Origin of the sequence: Parageobacillus thermantarcticus (assembly GCF_900111865.1) — a bacterium.
Lineage (GTDB): Bacteria > Bacillota > Bacilli > Bacillales > Anoxybacillaceae > Parageobacillus > Parageobacillus thermantarcticus.
Map to the genome: position 1 here is coordinate 52,659 of NZ_FOJS01000009.1, position 13,558 is coordinate 66,216.

Annotated in this window: 15 protein-coding genes; 8 read left to right on the top strand and 7 right to left on the bottom strand. The window is 45.0% G+C overall.

The window, feature by feature from the left end:
* Positions 1-117 precede the first annotated feature (117 nt).
* From BM278_RS07105 to BM278_RS07120, 4 genes are read left to right on the top strand one after another with little or no spacing between them, the layout of a single operon-like run.
* Positions 118-1,209, top strand: a complete 1,092-nt coding sequence (locus tag BM278_RS07105) for a YheC/YheD family endospore coat-associated protein (RefSeq protein ID WP_090948663.1) — start codon at positions 118-120, stop codon at positions 1,207-1,209.
* Between the two features lie 6 nt (positions 1,210-1,215).
* A complete protein-coding gene (locus BM278_RS07110; protein WP_090948664.1) occupies positions 1,216-2,283 on the top strand; it encodes a YheC/YheD family endospore coat-associated protein in 1,068 nt (355 codons plus the stop codon).
* Positions 2,280-3,629, top strand: coding sequence for a YheC/YheD family endospore coat-associated protein (locus BM278_RS07115; RefSeq protein WP_090948665.1), 1,350 nt, complete (start codon positions 2,280-2,282; stop codon positions 3,627-3,629). The genes BM278_RS07110 and BM278_RS07115 overlap by 4 nt, the downstream gene beginning before the upstream one ends.
* Entirely contained in the window at positions 3,626-4,798 is a 1,173-nt protein-coding gene (locus BM278_RS07120; protein ID WP_090948666.1) for a YheC/YheD family endospore coat-associated protein, read from the top strand. The genes BM278_RS07115 and BM278_RS07120 overlap by 4 nt, the downstream gene beginning before the upstream one ends.
* Here the strand turns inward: BM278_RS07120 and BM278_RS07125 are convergent.
* Entirely contained in the window at positions 4,755-5,159 is a 405-nt protein-coding gene (locus BM278_RS07125; protein ID WP_244151112.1) for a hypothetical protein, read from the bottom strand. The two genes, BM278_RS07120 and BM278_RS07125, sit on opposite strands and share 44 nt — an antisense overlap.
* 100 nt (positions 5,160-5,259) lie before the next feature.
* Here BM278_RS07125 and BM278_RS07130 point away from each other — a divergent pair, with 100 nt between their 5' ends.
* From BM278_RS07130 to BM278_RS07140, 3 genes are all read left to right on the top strand, one after another.
* The gene (locus BM278_RS07130; RefSeq protein ID WP_090948667.1) at positions 5,260-5,448 is read left to right on the top strand and encodes a hypothetical protein; all 189 of its coding nucleotides are present in this window, start codon (positions 5,260-5,262) and stop codon (positions 5,446-5,448) included.
* A gap of 94 nt (positions 5,449-5,542) precedes the next feature.
* Positions 5,543-6,445: a PucR family transcriptional regulator gene (locus BM278_RS07135; protein ID WP_090948668.1), complete on the top strand. Its 903-nt coding sequence runs from the start codon at positions 5,543-5,545 to the stop codon at positions 6,443-6,445.
* Positions 6,446-6,763: 318 nt separating this feature from the next.
* Positions 6,764-7,876, top strand: a complete 1,113-nt coding sequence (locus BM278_RS07140) for an ABC transporter ATP-binding protein (RefSeq protein ID WP_090948669.1) — start codon at positions 6,764-6,766, stop codon at positions 7,874-7,876.
* 43 nt (positions 7,877-7,919) lie between these two features.
* Here the strand turns inward: BM278_RS07140 and BM278_RS07145 are convergent, their stop codons facing one another.
* Positions 7,920-8,162: a hypothetical protein gene (locus BM278_RS07145; protein ID WP_090948670.1), complete on the bottom strand. Its 243-nt coding sequence runs from the start codon at positions 8,160-8,162 to the stop codon at positions 7,920-7,922.
* Between the two features lie 243 nt (positions 8,163-8,405).
* On the opposite strand from BM278_RS07145, the gene BM278_RS07150 reads away from it, so the two are divergent.
* On the top strand, positions 8,406-8,618 hold the full coding sequence (locus BM278_RS07150) for an alpha/beta-type small acid-soluble spore protein (protein WP_090948671.1): 213 nt from the start codon (positions 8,406-8,408) through the stop codon (positions 8,616-8,618).
* 88 nt (positions 8,619-8,706) lie between these two features.
* On the opposite strand, the gene BM278_RS07155 is transcribed toward BM278_RS07150, so the two are convergent.
* The 5 genes from BM278_RS07155 to thiO all read right to left on the bottom strand — a co-directional run bounded on the left by BM278_RS07155 (position 8,707) and on the right by thiO (position 13,540).
* The gene (locus BM278_RS07155) at positions 8,707-9,972 is read right to left on the bottom strand and encodes a hemolysin family protein (protein WP_090948672.1); all 1,266 of its coding nucleotides are present in this window, start codon (positions 9,970-9,972) and stop codon (positions 8,707-8,709) included.
* A gap of 443 nt (positions 9,973-10,415) precedes the next feature.
* On the bottom strand, positions 10,416-11,441 hold the full coding sequence (locus tag BM278_RS07160; protein WP_090948673.1) for a thiazole biosynthesis adenylyltransferase ThiF: 1,026 nt from the start codon (positions 11,439-11,441) through the stop codon (positions 10,416-10,418).
* Complete coding sequence (locus tag BM278_RS07165; RefSeq protein ID WP_090948674.1) at positions 11,438-12,205, bottom strand: thiazole synthase; 768 nt, start codon at positions 12,203-12,205, stop codon at positions 11,438-11,440. The genes BM278_RS07160 and BM278_RS07165 overlap by 4 nt, the downstream gene beginning before the upstream one ends.
* Position 12,206: 1 nt before the next feature.
* On the bottom strand, positions 12,207-12,410 hold the full coding sequence (thiS, locus tag BM278_RS07170; protein WP_090948675.1) for a sulfur carrier protein ThiS: 204 nt from the start codon (positions 12,408-12,410) through the stop codon (positions 12,207-12,209).
* Positions 12,410-13,540, bottom strand: a complete 1,131-nt coding sequence (thiO, locus tag BM278_RS07175) for a glycine oxidase ThiO (RefSeq protein WP_090948676.1) — start codon at positions 13,538-13,540, stop codon at positions 12,410-12,412. The genes thiS and thiO overlap by 1 nt, the downstream gene beginning before the upstream one ends.
* Between the last annotated feature and the right edge of the window lie 18 nt (positions 13,541-13,558).

The following is a 13,558-nucleotide window of genomic DNA, read 5'->3' on the forward strand; positions in this document are numbered from 1 at the left end:
TTTCACGTATGTCCACTATCACCAAAATTAGGCGAGAATCATACGATACGATATGAAACGGTTGCCTAATTTTTCATTATAGAGATTGTGAAACGAAAGCGCAAATGAGGGAGGACAATGAATCATCCTCGTTCCATCGCTGTGATGACGGAATTTTTCCAGACGACGGACTCCCGCGTTCACTTTGGCTCCATCCATGAATTTTGCAAGGAATTAGCGGAATATAGCAAGCAGCATCATCTTGCTCTATACGTGACCTCCTTATCAATGTACTTAGAAAATGAAAAAATCGGCTATCAGTGGATGAATGGGGAATGGGCGAAAACGGAAGTCCCCCCGGCGAAAGTCATTTATAACCGCATTCATTCGCGAAAAACAGAATATTCCCGTTTGTTTGAACGTCTTATCCGCAAGCTCCAAGATGAACATGTCCTTATGTTTAATCACCGCTTTTTGCACAAATGGGAAGTGCACGAACGTTTGCTCAACTATGCGCATTTGCATCCGTATTTGCCAAAAACGGAATTGTTCGCGAAAAAACAAACGCTCGACCATTTTCTCGAACAATTTCCCGTTACTTTTATTAAACCGGTTCATGGCAGTCAAGGACGCCATATTTTCCGCATCGAAAAAACGGGAAGCGATTTTCGCCTTGACTATTCTACGCTCACAAAAGATATGGAGCGGCACTACACTTCTACTTCATCGCTGTTTGCGGCTTTGAAGGAACGAATGAGATCAGCGGCCATCGTTCAACAGGGCGTTGCCATCCAGACGCTGGACGGGCGCCCCGTCGATTTCAGGCTGTCATGCCACCGCATTCATGGCGGCGAATGGCGCGTGACATCCGCTGTCGCACGCATCGCCCAGCAAGAACAATTTGTTGCCAATCTTGCCCGCGGCGGGGAAATCGTTTCCATCGATACGGTGCTTGGACAATTATATAAGAGAAACAAAGCGTTCCATCAAAAAATGTTGTTAAAAGAAATCGCACTGGAAACGGCTTCCGCGCTAGCATGCGAAGCCGACGGATTATATGGAGAATTCGGCATTGATATAGCGATCGATCAAGAAAACAAACCGTGGATCATCGAAGTAAACACAAAACCGTCAAAACAAACCGATACGGCAATGCCCAACGTCCTTATTCGCCCTTCCGCTAAAGCGATTATTGACTATTGCTTATTTCTGATCGAACAAAAGGAGTGAATACTATTGATTTCGTTTGGATTCGTCACGATCTATGATCAGCAAGAAATCGATTATTCCACGGAAATGGCCAAACGAGCTGAGCGTTATGGCATTACCGTCTACCGCTTTACCCCGCTTGATATTGACCCGTTGACAGAAAAAGCGCGCGGCAAAAAGTTTCATGCCGCCACGCAATCATGGATCGAGAGCGTTTTTGATATTCCTGCTATTTTATATGACCGCTGCTTTTACCGCGCCGATGAGCGTTCGAAAAAAAGCAAACCGATTATGCAGTGGATCAAACAGCGTCCGGATATTACATTTTTAGGATACGGGTTCCCAAGTAAATGGGATTTGTACAAAAGGATCATCGATCATCCATTGCTTTCCTATTATGTTCCGAAAACCGTACTCCTTCGTTCCCCAACCGATTTGCTGCACATGATCCGGAAAGAAAAATCCGTCATTTGTAAGCCAGAACACGGTTCGCAAGGCAAAGGCATTTATGTTGTAAAACAAGTGGAAAACCATCTGCATATTCTGGACACAAGCGGTCAAACTATCGCCGCCATCAAGCGAAAAATAGATTTACAACATTGGTTAGAAGCACTGCTTCACCGCTCTTCGTATCTTATCCAACCGTTTTTCCCTTTAAAAACGAAGCAAAACGAGCCGTTCGATGTGCGTTTCTTCTTCCAAAAAAACGAACATGGAACATGGAGCGAACGCGGCAGAGGAGTGAGAGTCGGGCCTCCGGGAACAATCATCGCCAACGTCAGCGCCGGCGCTTCCATTTTCGATTTTTCCAAATGGTTCAGCCAAATTCCTTCTCCGCAGCGCCTTTTTATTGCCGACGGAATCGAAACGATTACGAACGTGCTGCCATCTTACTTGGAAGAGCAGTTCGGTCCGCTGTTTGAATTAGGTATTGATCTTGGAATCACAGAAGAAGGCGCCGTATGGCTGATCGACATCAATTCGAAGCCGGGCCGAAAAATGATTACCACGCTTTCCCCTGAAAAACGCGACACGATATATGAAGCACCCCTTCGCTATTGCCTGTTTCTTGCAAACGAGGTGAATGTCCGATGAAATATTCATTAACGATACAAGAGGGAGAAGAAAATACGATTTACCTTCCTCCCGATGTCTCGCTTTCCGGGCAAACGATGGCATCGTTTGGCAGCATATCAACAACATGCCGCTTCGTTTCGTCTCCGCTTTTAGACAAACAAATTATCATGACGAATGATGTCGCTAAACGCTTATACATCCCATTTTCCGCCGACGTTCATCTATTTTTCGATGAAGATACCGTCCATCTTGGCCCGCTCGTCGGCATTTTTACCGCCGGATTTACGAAATCGCCGCTTCGTCCAGTGGGAAAACGAAGCTTTTTCTTTGCTAAATTGCTGTCACAACAAAAAAAGATTGGAGTATTCGCCTTCGTTTTCGGCACACATCATATCAACTGGGAAAAAGGAACGATAACCGGCTATTTTTATACAGAAAGCGGCTGGACGCAACGCGAAGTTCCGTTTCCAACCGTTATTTACAATCGCCTGCCAAACCGACGAATCGAAAACGCCGAAGCATTCCAAGCAATTAAAACAACATTAAAAACAAAATACGGAATCCCTTGGTTTAACGAAAACTTTTTTAACAAATGGGAAGTATACCGTCTGCTCGAAAAACATCCATTATCGCGACCGTATCTTCCAGACACATCGTTTTATCCTACGATCGAAACGGTCGATCAATTTTTAAAACGTTATGGCGAAGTATATTTAAAGCCCGCCAATGGCAGCCACGGTTTAGGCATTTACCATATTTTAAAAAAAAATAGGAAATACGAATGCCGATTTCGCAATCAACGCGGCGTGAACCGCTCGCAATCGTTTCCAACATTATCATCCTTATGGAAAAATATCTTTTCACAACAAAAATTAGATTCATATATTATTCAACAAGGGATTAGACTCATCGAAATCAACGGAAGAAAAATCGATTTTCGCGTTCATACGAATAAAAATGAAGAAGGGATTTGGCAGGTGAGCGCGATCGCGGCGAAAATCGCCGAAAAAACGAGCGTGACAACCCATATTCATAACGGTGGCATCGTCAAAACAGTCGAAGAAATTTTCCCTGACCGAAGCGCTCGCGACCGTATCCTCCGACAACTTTATGACACCGCCCTTACCTTAAGCCGCTGCCTTGAGGAACAGCTGCAGATAAATATTGGCGAAATCGGATTTGATTTTGGCATCGACCGGCAATGTCGGATTTGGATGTTTGAAGCAAATTCAAAGCCGGGGCGATCCATTTTTACACATCCGAAGTTAAAACGATATGATGAATTAACAGCAATGCTTTTACTTGCGTACGCCGTCTATTTAAGCAAGAAAACGATCGATAAACGAGAGGCGTCATTCACATGACGGTCATTTTCTACAATCACGAAAAAAAGCAATGGTTTCACCAAGACAAGGACCGTTCCTATATGTTTGGATACCGGCATCGACTGCGTTTTGCTAATGACGCGCCATCTTTTTCGTTCCCCGTGAAAGAAAGGAACGGAAAAATCGGACCGCTTGTCGGCATTGTCATTAGCGAATCATCTATTCCCGCGCTTTTAAAACGAAAAAAACAATATGTCGAACTCATCGCCCATTCGCTACAAAAAGCGGGAAGCATCAGCGTGGTGCTTCCGTTCAGCGCCATCGCAGAACGATCCGTTCAAGGATATGTATTCGTTAATGATCTTGGGCGATGGATGCCCGTTACCGCCCCGCTTCCCGACGTTTTTTATAACCGCATCAAAAGCAGAGCAGAAGAAAAAACGGAAGCGTTCCAACAGACAATCGCCTTTTTAGATAATCTCCGCATCCCATTTTTTAATCGTTCTTTTTTGACGAAATGGGAACTATACGAAGCATTGAAAAACAACGAGCGATTGCGCCCGCATTTGCCAGCAACGATTGAAGTTCATAGTATTGACGATATACGAGTGATGCTGCAAAGATACGGAAGTGTTTACATGAAGCCAAATGAAGGAGCGAAAGGAAAAGGAATTTTTCGTTTAACTTCTTCTCCTTCGCAAACATATGTCTATGAACAAATAAACGGTCAAAAAACGCTTGTTTCCCTTGACGCACTCGCTCCGTTGTTTGCCTCGGCGCGTTATGTCGCTCAACAAGCGATCGATGCCGATACGTGGCAAGGCAGCCGCTATGATTTGCGCGTTCTCGTTCATTATCGGCGCGGCGCTTACGCAATAAGCGGCATCGGCGCGCGGCTGGCGCAAGCGCAGCAACTGACGACACACGTCCTAAACGGCGGGAAGCTTCTGCCATATTCCAAGGTGGAAAGCCGGATCGATGAAAGGCTGCTGTGCGATATCATGGACGAATGCGGGAAAGAAATAAGCAAACATTTCGGATTCATCGGTGAGTTTTCCGCAGACATCGGCCGAAGCAAAGATGGGCAGTTATATTTGTACGAACTAAACGCCAAACCGATGATTTTTGACGAACCCGACATTCAGCGTTCTGGTGCAAAGCAACTTATCGCTCTATTTGAGGAGCTAACTGGGTTTGCATCATCGTAAAAAATAGCCGGCTATATTGAATCGCCTGTTGCAATGATTGGTCCGCCGCTTTTCGCGCAGCGCCCGACAGCTTTTCACTTGCTTTTTGGCATAGCATCCCTTTTTCTAATTCGTTGCAGCAAAGTGCATGCACAAGGCCAGCAACCGAAGCTTTCGCCGTCTTTTCCTCGCCGCTTTCTTCATATGCCCCGGCAAGTAAATGATGAATGTATTGCCATAGCTCATATTGGCGTTGTATATCCTCTAAATACAATGCCAATTGTTGCTTCCACATTTCATCGTCCACCATTTCCGCCAGCTGTTCTGCTAACTGCGCTGATCTTTTTATCGCGCGCAGCAGTTGTTTCACAGCACGCATCATCCCTCTCCCTCCTTGCTTGTCCGATTTTTTGTCATATATATGATCAAGGCGGATAATCTATTCCCACATCACACAAACTAGAAAAAAAGGAGGGACCCTCATGATGGAGCGAAACAAACCGTCTCATCAAGATTCGCGCTATGAAGGACGCGATCAATACGATATGGACATCGACCGCATGATCAATGAAGGAATGGCCGGGGGCTATGTCCACGGCCACGGTGATGCGGTAAACATCGAGGAAACGCGCGATTTAGTAAAAGAAGAACCCCCTTATGAAACGACATAACGCTTAAAAGCCGATTTTTCTTTTTATTGAGAAAATCGGCTTTTCTTTTTGTATAATGAAGTAAAAAATTAAGACGAAGAAAGGAAACATCACCATGCTTGAACGGCTAAAATCGTACTATAAGGACGCGATCGTCATTAATGAGCGAGTCGACGACATCGCCGCATATGAATGGTTTTATACGAAAGATGGCGATAAAATCGGAATTGACAAACAGCGGCTATCGGAACAAGAAAAACAATTATTATCGATTTTTTTGACACCGATTCCAGACACGGATCGCATGATGAACGATGAAGAAATGGCATGGTATAGTTGGATCATGCACGGGGATCCAACGATGCTGCAACATTTTTCCTCTCATTCCCCGTATTATCGTTTTATTCATTTTTTGACAAAACCATCTGTAGCAAATAAAGACGATTTTTACGATGCGATTAACGGGCTGTTTCCAGAACAGATTATTATCGTTTGGGAACATGATCATCGCGGCGTCATTATTGAAAAAAAACAAACGCCAACGCCGGAACCGCTGCCATTTGCCGAAATCGTTGACACGCTATCGACCGATTTTTATATCACCCTTCATCTATTTATTGGGCAAATCCATCGATATAGCGAACATCTTTATGAATCATTTTGCCATGAAAGAAACTGTTTCCAATTAGCACAAACATATATGCCAAAACAAACGGTGTATCAAATGGAAGATATCATTCCGCTCCTGCTCATTCATCATCATTCCGAACTGGAAACGGTCAAAAAGTCTCTCCCTTCTCTGGAAACATTGGATGATGAATGGCTTCATATCATCAAAACGTTTTTCCAATGCGACCTTAACGTTTCCCTAGCGGCAAAAAAGCTATATATGCACCGCAATAGTTTACAATATCGCATCGACAAATTTATCGAAAAAACAGGAATCGATATTAAACATTTTAAAGGAGCGGTCGCCGTTTATTTGGCCATATTGTTACAAGAGTACGTAAACCATTAAACTGCTTTTTCTGGCTTTAGTTATTAAGCGATCGCTTTCCCGTCATCCAAGTGGGCATCTATACATATGCACAACTTTCATTTTCATCCAACTATTGATTAAGTCTCGGAATGGCGTAAGCGATTTCGCTTTTCCTAGACTCAAGCCCACTCCATTGAATGCAAAATTTTGCCCAATAATTAGGACTCAATCTGTCTATTCGTCAACTTGCCGGAAATCTCCCTCTTTTTTTGTGCATGTTGTCCATTTACGAATTCTATCATTTTCCGGTACGCTGAAAGCAGATGAAAACGATTTCAACATAGGGGGAGTGAGAATATGGCAGAGCTTCGTTTAGAGCATATTTACAAAATTTACGATAACAACGTGACTGCCGTAAAAGATTTTAATCTACATATTAAAGACAAGGAATTTATCGTCTTTGTCGGTCCGTCCGGCTGCGGCAAATCGACAACGTTGCGGATGATTGCCGGTCTTGAGGAAATTTCGAAAGGTGACTTGTATATCGACGGCAAACGCATGAACGATGTTCCGCCGAAAGATCGCGATATCGCGATGGTGTTCCAAAACTATGCGCTTTATCCGCACATGAGCGTTTACGATAACATGGCGTTCGGCTTAAAATTAAGAAAATTTCCAAAAGCAGAAATCGAACGACGGGTTCGTGAAGCAGCGCGCATTCTCGGCCTTGAACAATATTTGGATCGCAAACCAAAAGCGCTTTCCGGCGGACAGCGCCAACGCGTCGCGCTAGGACGTGCCATCGTCCGTGACGCAAAAGTATTTTTAATGGACGAGCCGCTTTCAAACTTAGATGCAAAGTTGCGCGTGCAAATGCGTTCCGAAATCGCCAAATTGCATCAACGATTGGAAACGACGACGATTTACGTCACACACGACCAAACGGAAGCGATGACAATGGCAACACGGCTTGTCGTCATGAAAGACGGCGTTATTCAACAAGTCGGTACGCCAAAAGAAGTGTACGAAAAACCAGAAAATATATTTGTCGGCGGCTTTATCGGTTCCCCAGCGATGAATTTCTTCAAAGGAACGTTGCAAGATGGCAAATTTGTTATTGGCAACGTTACTTTTGGCGTTCCAGAAGGAAAAATGAAAGTACTTCGTGAGCAAGGCTATGTTGGGAAAGAAGTCATTTTAGGGATTCGTCCGGAAGACATTCATGACGAACCTGTCTTTATCGAAGCGTCGCCAAACACAAAAATTACCGCTAACGTCGAAGTTGCCGAACTTCTCGGCGCCGAGACGATGGTTTATTCGAACATTAACGGCCAAGAATTTGTCGCACGCATTGACGCGCGCACCGAAATTAAGCCGGGCTATCAGCTAGACCTTGCATTGGATATGAACAAAGCGCACTTTTTCGATATCGAAACAGAAAAACGAATTCGTTCCGCTGATGAAAAATAATAAGGCCGTAATAGGCAGGCTCTAGCCTGAAAAAGCTAGAGCCCTATTCTTTTATCCATTTCACTTCCTCATGGCGACAGCGCGGACAGTAAAAAAGATGCGCGCATTCATGATGGGCGAATGTCTCCGGATATCCATCAACCAATTTCATCATATCCGCATCCATATAAGGACTGTAATCATCAAAATAATCGGTAACCTTTCCTTGATCTTCCATTTGCTTATGGCAATAAGAACAATGCACCGTCAAATGATATAAACCGTTGCAAAGCGGGCAAATGCTCATGATGTTTCCTCCTAAAAACAGCTCCTTATTTTACATATTCCCCTAACATCCGCAACAGTAAAACGAAAAAAATTACCATAAGACATAAATGAATAAGCAACGAAAAACGTTTCAAACTACTAATACCACGCAAACAACACATTGGGTCCAGCCTAGCTTGGCGGCATGCTGATCATGGCATGCGTTGCTGGTGCAAATCCAGCCGACCCAACCATCCAATCTTAAACAAGGAGATGATTACACATGGCACGCAACAATAATTCCAATCAACTGCTTGTCGCCGGTGCGCAACAAGCAATCGATCAAATGAAATATGAAATCGCCCAAGAATTTGGCGTTAACCTTGGTCCTGACACCACTTCCCGCGCGAACGGTTCCGTTGGTGGAGAAATTACAAAACGCCTTGTCGCAATGGCGCAACAACAACTTGGTGGCCAATTCGGCAACGTTCAATAACAACTTCATATACATGGCTAAAGCCCCAGGCGCGTTTACCTGGGGCATTTTTGGGTTCATTTGCAACAAAAAAGGAGCTTCCCGCTCCTTACATATTTTCCGCGAATGGCTCGTTTAACGAAACAAGCACTTTCCTAATTCGCCGATTTTCCACTTGCCGCACGGTTAACGTAAGCGGACCGTAATGCAACGTTTCGCCGACGTTAGGAACGCGTTCAAACATTTCGAATATCCAACCGCCTAACGTATGAGAAGAGCTTGCCGGTGCTTCGATTTTCATCATTTCGCAAAATTCGTCGAGCGGAAGCTCAGCATTAAATTCATAACTGTTTTCATCGATTTGTTGAATGTTTTTCACCGCTTCATCATGCTCATCCCATATTTCCCCAACAATTTGTTCAATAATATCTTCCAGCGTAATCAATCCCGCCGTACCGCCAAACTCATCAACAACAATGGCCATATGCACTTTGCTTTTTTGGAATTCCGGTAGCAAATCAGAAATTTTCATCGATTCGACGACGAACAACGGTTTGCGTAGCAACGCGCGAACGTTTATCTCTTTTTGTTGCACAAGTTCACTAAAAAAGTCGCTTTCCGATAAAATGCCAATCACATTATCAATATCTTCCTCATACACCGGTATACGAGAATACTTTTCTTCCAAGAAAACATCGCGAATTTCCTCAATCGGCTGATTGACTTCGACCGCGACCATATCGGCCCGTGGCGTAAAAATTTCGCCAACTAAAATTTCATCAAAATCGAGCGAACGATGAATTAATTCTTTTTCTTTGTTGTCGATGATGCCTTCTTCCTCACTTAAGTCAATCATTACTTTAATCTCTTCTTCCGTTACCGCTGGAACAACCGTTCCATTCGTAAACCATTTCACTACACGCTCTCTTACAGCATTAAATAAAGTCGTGATCGGAGAAAGCAGTTTCATCAATGCGTAAACAATTGCCGCATAATGAATCGACAATGATTCCGCATGCTCTTTCGCAATCGATTTTGGTAAAATTTCACCGAATATTAAAAGAAGCACAGTCATGACGATAATCGCAACAATAAGACCTACCCGTTCGCCAAGCGTTGTTGTCGCGATGTCTACTAAAAGCGCGACGGCAACAATGCCTGCGACTCTGTTTGCCACAAGCACCGTCAATAAGACGCGGTCTAAATTTTCCATGATATAATTTATCCGCTTGCTACCACGGTGGTTTTCTTCCACATAATTTTTCAGGCGAATTTTATTCGCTGAAGAAAATGCGGTTTCCACCGAGGAAAAGAAAGCGGTCAAAGCAATACAAAGAAAAAACCACCCCAACAGACTCAGAGGCAACTCTTCCAAAGAATCTTCACACTCCTAAATAAAAAAACATTGCTTTGTGTTAGTATGATCAATACTTATTTATATGATTATCATATCAAATTTTTCACCAAATGCCTATCATCTAAACATGATATAACAAAACTGCAGGATGATTCCTGCAGTTTTGTTACGATTCGATGATGCATGAGCCGATCAAATACGCGAGTACAAGCAATGAAGCAATGTTTAACGTCACAGATAATTCTTCCATTCAATGCCCCTCCTAGCAATAATCATCCCCATTATCATGGTAACACAGCGCCTTTTTCGACACGTAAGACATTTTATACAACTTTTTGACAATTTCATTACTTCCCATGCATTTGCTACTTTTGCTAGGAAAGAGAGAGAAAGCGTCCATTCTCTTATTTCTCATTTATCGGCAAGCGACGAACAAAAAGGAGCTTCACAGATAGAAGCTCCTATCCTAAATAACGATAATAAATCGTTTTTGCCTCTTGGATATCTTTTGTTCCATGAATAAGCGCGCGTCCATCTTGAAAGACGACAAGCCGCTGCTCTCCAAGCGACACAGAGACAAGATACGGGTTGGCGTCTACGCGTAATCCTTGTTTGGCAAATAATTCGGCAAGCTCCTGTAAATCATAATTTCGTTGCCCAGCCGGGCGAATTTGCACGGAATTTCGTCCGCATAACACCGCCGTTTTTGTCTGTTGATCATAAGAAAGGTAAGGGTACGATGGATGAGCGCCGCAAGTTGGACAATCATCTTTTTTTACTTGATCCACGCGAATCGCCGCATGCTGATTTTTCCATAAATCGAACGAAACAAGCTTATTGCGAAGCGAGGACCAATCTTCCACAAGAATTTTCAACGCCTCTGCCACTTGGTACGCGACGACCATTTGCACAGCAGGGCTAATAATTCCTGCTGTATCACATGTTAAACCGCCCGTCGGCACCGTCTCAAGCAGGCAGTGAAAACAAGGAGTTTTCCCCGGAATAAACGCGTAGCTAATGCCATAGCTCCCGACACACGCGCCGTAAATCCACGGAATGTGATATTTATACGCGGCATCATTGATAATCATGCGCGTATCGAAGTTATCTGTCGCATCGATCAAAAGATCGGGTTTTCGCTCTCTGATGAGCTCCTCAAGTTCTTGCGCCGTTACATCGCCGACAATCGCATCAATCGCGACGTCGGAATTTACCTCTTCCAGCCGCCGCTTTGCAGCAATGGCTTTTGGGATGCGCTCTTTTGCGTCCGCTTCGCTATATAATTGCTGGCGCTGCAAATTGCTCCATTCGACGTAATCGCGGTCAACGATCGTAATCTTGCCGACACCCGCGCGCACAAGCGCTTCCGCGTTTCCCGTTCCTAACGCTCCCGCGCCAATGACAAGCACATGTTTTTTTGCGATCTTTTTTTGCCCTTCTTCGCCGATTGGTGCAAACAATTGTTGTCGAGAATACCGTTCATTCAAACAACACTCATTCCTTCCGTTGGACTACTTGCGGTTGCGTACCGTTTTTTCGGAATTCTGCCCGCCTCATAGCCGAGACGTCCGGCTTCCACGGCAAGCTTCATCGCTTTTGCCATTTTGACTGGATCGGCCGCGCCGGAAACGGCGGTGTTCAACAACACTCCGTCAGCCCCCAGCTCCATCGCCATCGCTGCATCCGCCGGGCTTCCAATTCCAGCGTCAACAATGACTGGAACGGTCGCCTGTTCGATAATGAGACTTAAGTTTAACGGATTGACGATGCCTTGCCCGGAGCCGATCGGGGAAGCGCCCGGCATAATCGCATGGCAGCCAAGCTCTTGCAACCGTTTGGCGAGCACGACGTCATCAGAAGTATATGGAAGAACGATAAATCCTTCTTGCAGCAATATCTCTGCCGCCTTTAACGTCTCGACTGGGTCCGGAAGCAGCGTTTTCTCACAGCCGATCACTTCCACTTTTATCATATCACATAATCCCGACGCTTTGGCGAGCCGCGCGATTCGCACCGCCTCCTCAGCCGTTTTCGCCCCGGCCGTATTTGGAAGAAGCTTATATTTTGTCAGATCTAAATTTTCCAAAAAATTCGGTTGGTTTGGTGCAAAAATGTTCATCCGCCGTACAGCAAACGTTAAAATTTCCGCCCCTGACGCTTCGACCGCTTGCTTTTGCACTTCCATATTTGGATATTTTCCTGTTCCGAGCAGCAGTCTTGATTGAAATTCATATGGTCCGATTTTTAACATATCAACCGCCTCCCACAAAATGAACGATTTCGACTTTATCGCCGTTGCATAACGTCGTTGTTTCATATTGCTGTTTTGGGATAATCGTTAAGTTCACTTCGACAATTGCAATTTTTTTATTCAATTGAAAATGGGCGAGCAAGTCGCTGACCGTTTTCACTTCATTTGGAACTTGGATCGATTCGCCGTTAATAACCAGTTCCATTATTTCCCCACCTTTGCTTGATGTCGTGTAAGCGAAAATGGAGCAAGATCGAACTCGCTTTCTTTTCCTTCCATGAGATCAGCCAACAGCACACCGGTGATCGGGCTTAACAAAATCCCGTTTCGATAATGGCCAGTCGCAACCCAGACGCGCTCATAGCATGGATGTTTTCCTATGTACGGCAATCCATCGCCCGTTTGCGGACGGATGCCGCTCCACGCTTTTTCCCATTCGGCATTTTTCAGTTCAGGAAGAAGACGCTGCGCCCGTTCAAGCAAACTCATTATTCCTTGAATCGAGACTTTTCGGTCAAATGTGCGCGGCGTCGACGTCGCCCCGATCAGCAACCGATTGCCTCGCTTTGGAACGATATAGCAGCCGTTTTTCGCAAATACCGTCGCCTGAATGAGCGGTTTTTCTGTTTTGACCAAAAGGCATTCCCCTTTTACCGGATACATTGGTAGCGAAATGCCCGCTTTTTCCAGCACCCGTGAAGACCATGCTCCCGCCGCAACTACAACGGCATCCGCCGCAATTTCTCCGTGATTCGTGCAAATGACATAAGAATGATTTTCACGCTGTAAATCGATGAATTCCGTATACTCATGCCATTTTGCACCATAGACAATCGAGGCGTTCGCAAAGGCGAGAGCAAAATCAGGTGCGCTCACTTGCCCGTCTGATGGAATATGCATGACACCCGTTAAATCACGGGAAATGTGCGGCTCCATTTCTGCTAATTCATCGCCCGACAGCCAGCGCGCCGGATAATCAGTATGCCGCCAAAATTCGTAATGGCGGCGAAGAGCCACTGCTTCTTCCTCCGTCACTGCTACTTTCAACATGCCTTTCTGCACAAGCCCGATGTCGATTCCGGTAAGTTCCTTTAATTCCTCCGCAAGTCTAGGAACCATCGCCCGGCTTTTTAGCGCAAGCGGAATGAGCGGGCTCTCTTCGGAAAATTCAGACTGTGCGCCAAGCATGCCTGCCGCTGCGCTGGACGCTTGGCTCGCCATCCGACCTTTTTCAATCACGCCGACGCGGAAATGGCGTTTCGCCAACTGAAAAGCGACGGAAGCGCCAATAATTCCACCGCCGACAATCGCGACGTCATAATGGTGACGTTCCATTTAAATCCCCTCTTCCTT

Coding starts and splice junctions, on each gene's coding strand:
- BM278_RS07150 (WP_090948671.1), top strand. CDS start 8,406: ATGGCACGCAACAATAATTCCAATCAACTGCTTGTCGCCGGTGCGCAA.
- thiO (WP_090948676.1), bottom strand. CDS start 13,540: ATGGAACGTCACCATTATGACGTCGCGATTGTCGGCGGTGGAATTATT.
- BM278_RS07140 (WP_090948669.1), top strand. CDS start 6,764: ATGGCAGAGCTTCGTTTAGAGCATATTTACAAAATTTACGATAACAAC.
- BM278_RS07145 (WP_090948670.1), bottom strand. CDS start 8,162: ATGAGCATTTGCCCGCTTTGCAACGGTTTATATCATTTGACGGTGCAT.
- BM278_RS07135 (WP_090948668.1), top strand. CDS start 5,543: ATGCTTGAACGGCTAAAATCGTACTATAAGGACGCGATCGTCATTAAT.
- BM278_RS07125 (WP_244151112.1), bottom strand. CDS start 5,159: ATGATGCGTGCTGTGAAACAACTGCTGCGCGCGATAAAAAGATCAGCG.
- BM278_RS07120 (WP_090948666.1), top strand. CDS start 3,626: ATGACGGTCATTTTCTACAATCACGAAAAAAAGCAATGGTTTCACCAA.
- BM278_RS07165 (WP_090948674.1), bottom strand. CDS start 12,205: ATGTTAAAAATCGGACCATATGAATTTCAATCAAGACTGCTGCTCGGA.
- BM278_RS07115 (WP_090948665.1), top strand. CDS start 2,280: ATGAAATATTCATTAACGATACAAGAGGGAGAAGAAAATACGATTTAC.
- BM278_RS07130 (WP_090948667.1), top strand. CDS start 5,260: ATGATGGAGCGAAACAAACCGTCTCATCAAGATTCGCGCTATGAAGGA.
- BM278_RS07105 (WP_090948663.1), top strand. CDS start 118: ATGAATCATCCTCGTTCCATCGCTGTGATGACGGAATTTTTCCAGACG.
- thiS (WP_090948675.1), bottom strand. CDS start 12,410: ATGGAACTGGTTATTAACGGCGAATCGATCCAAGTTCCAAATGAAGTG.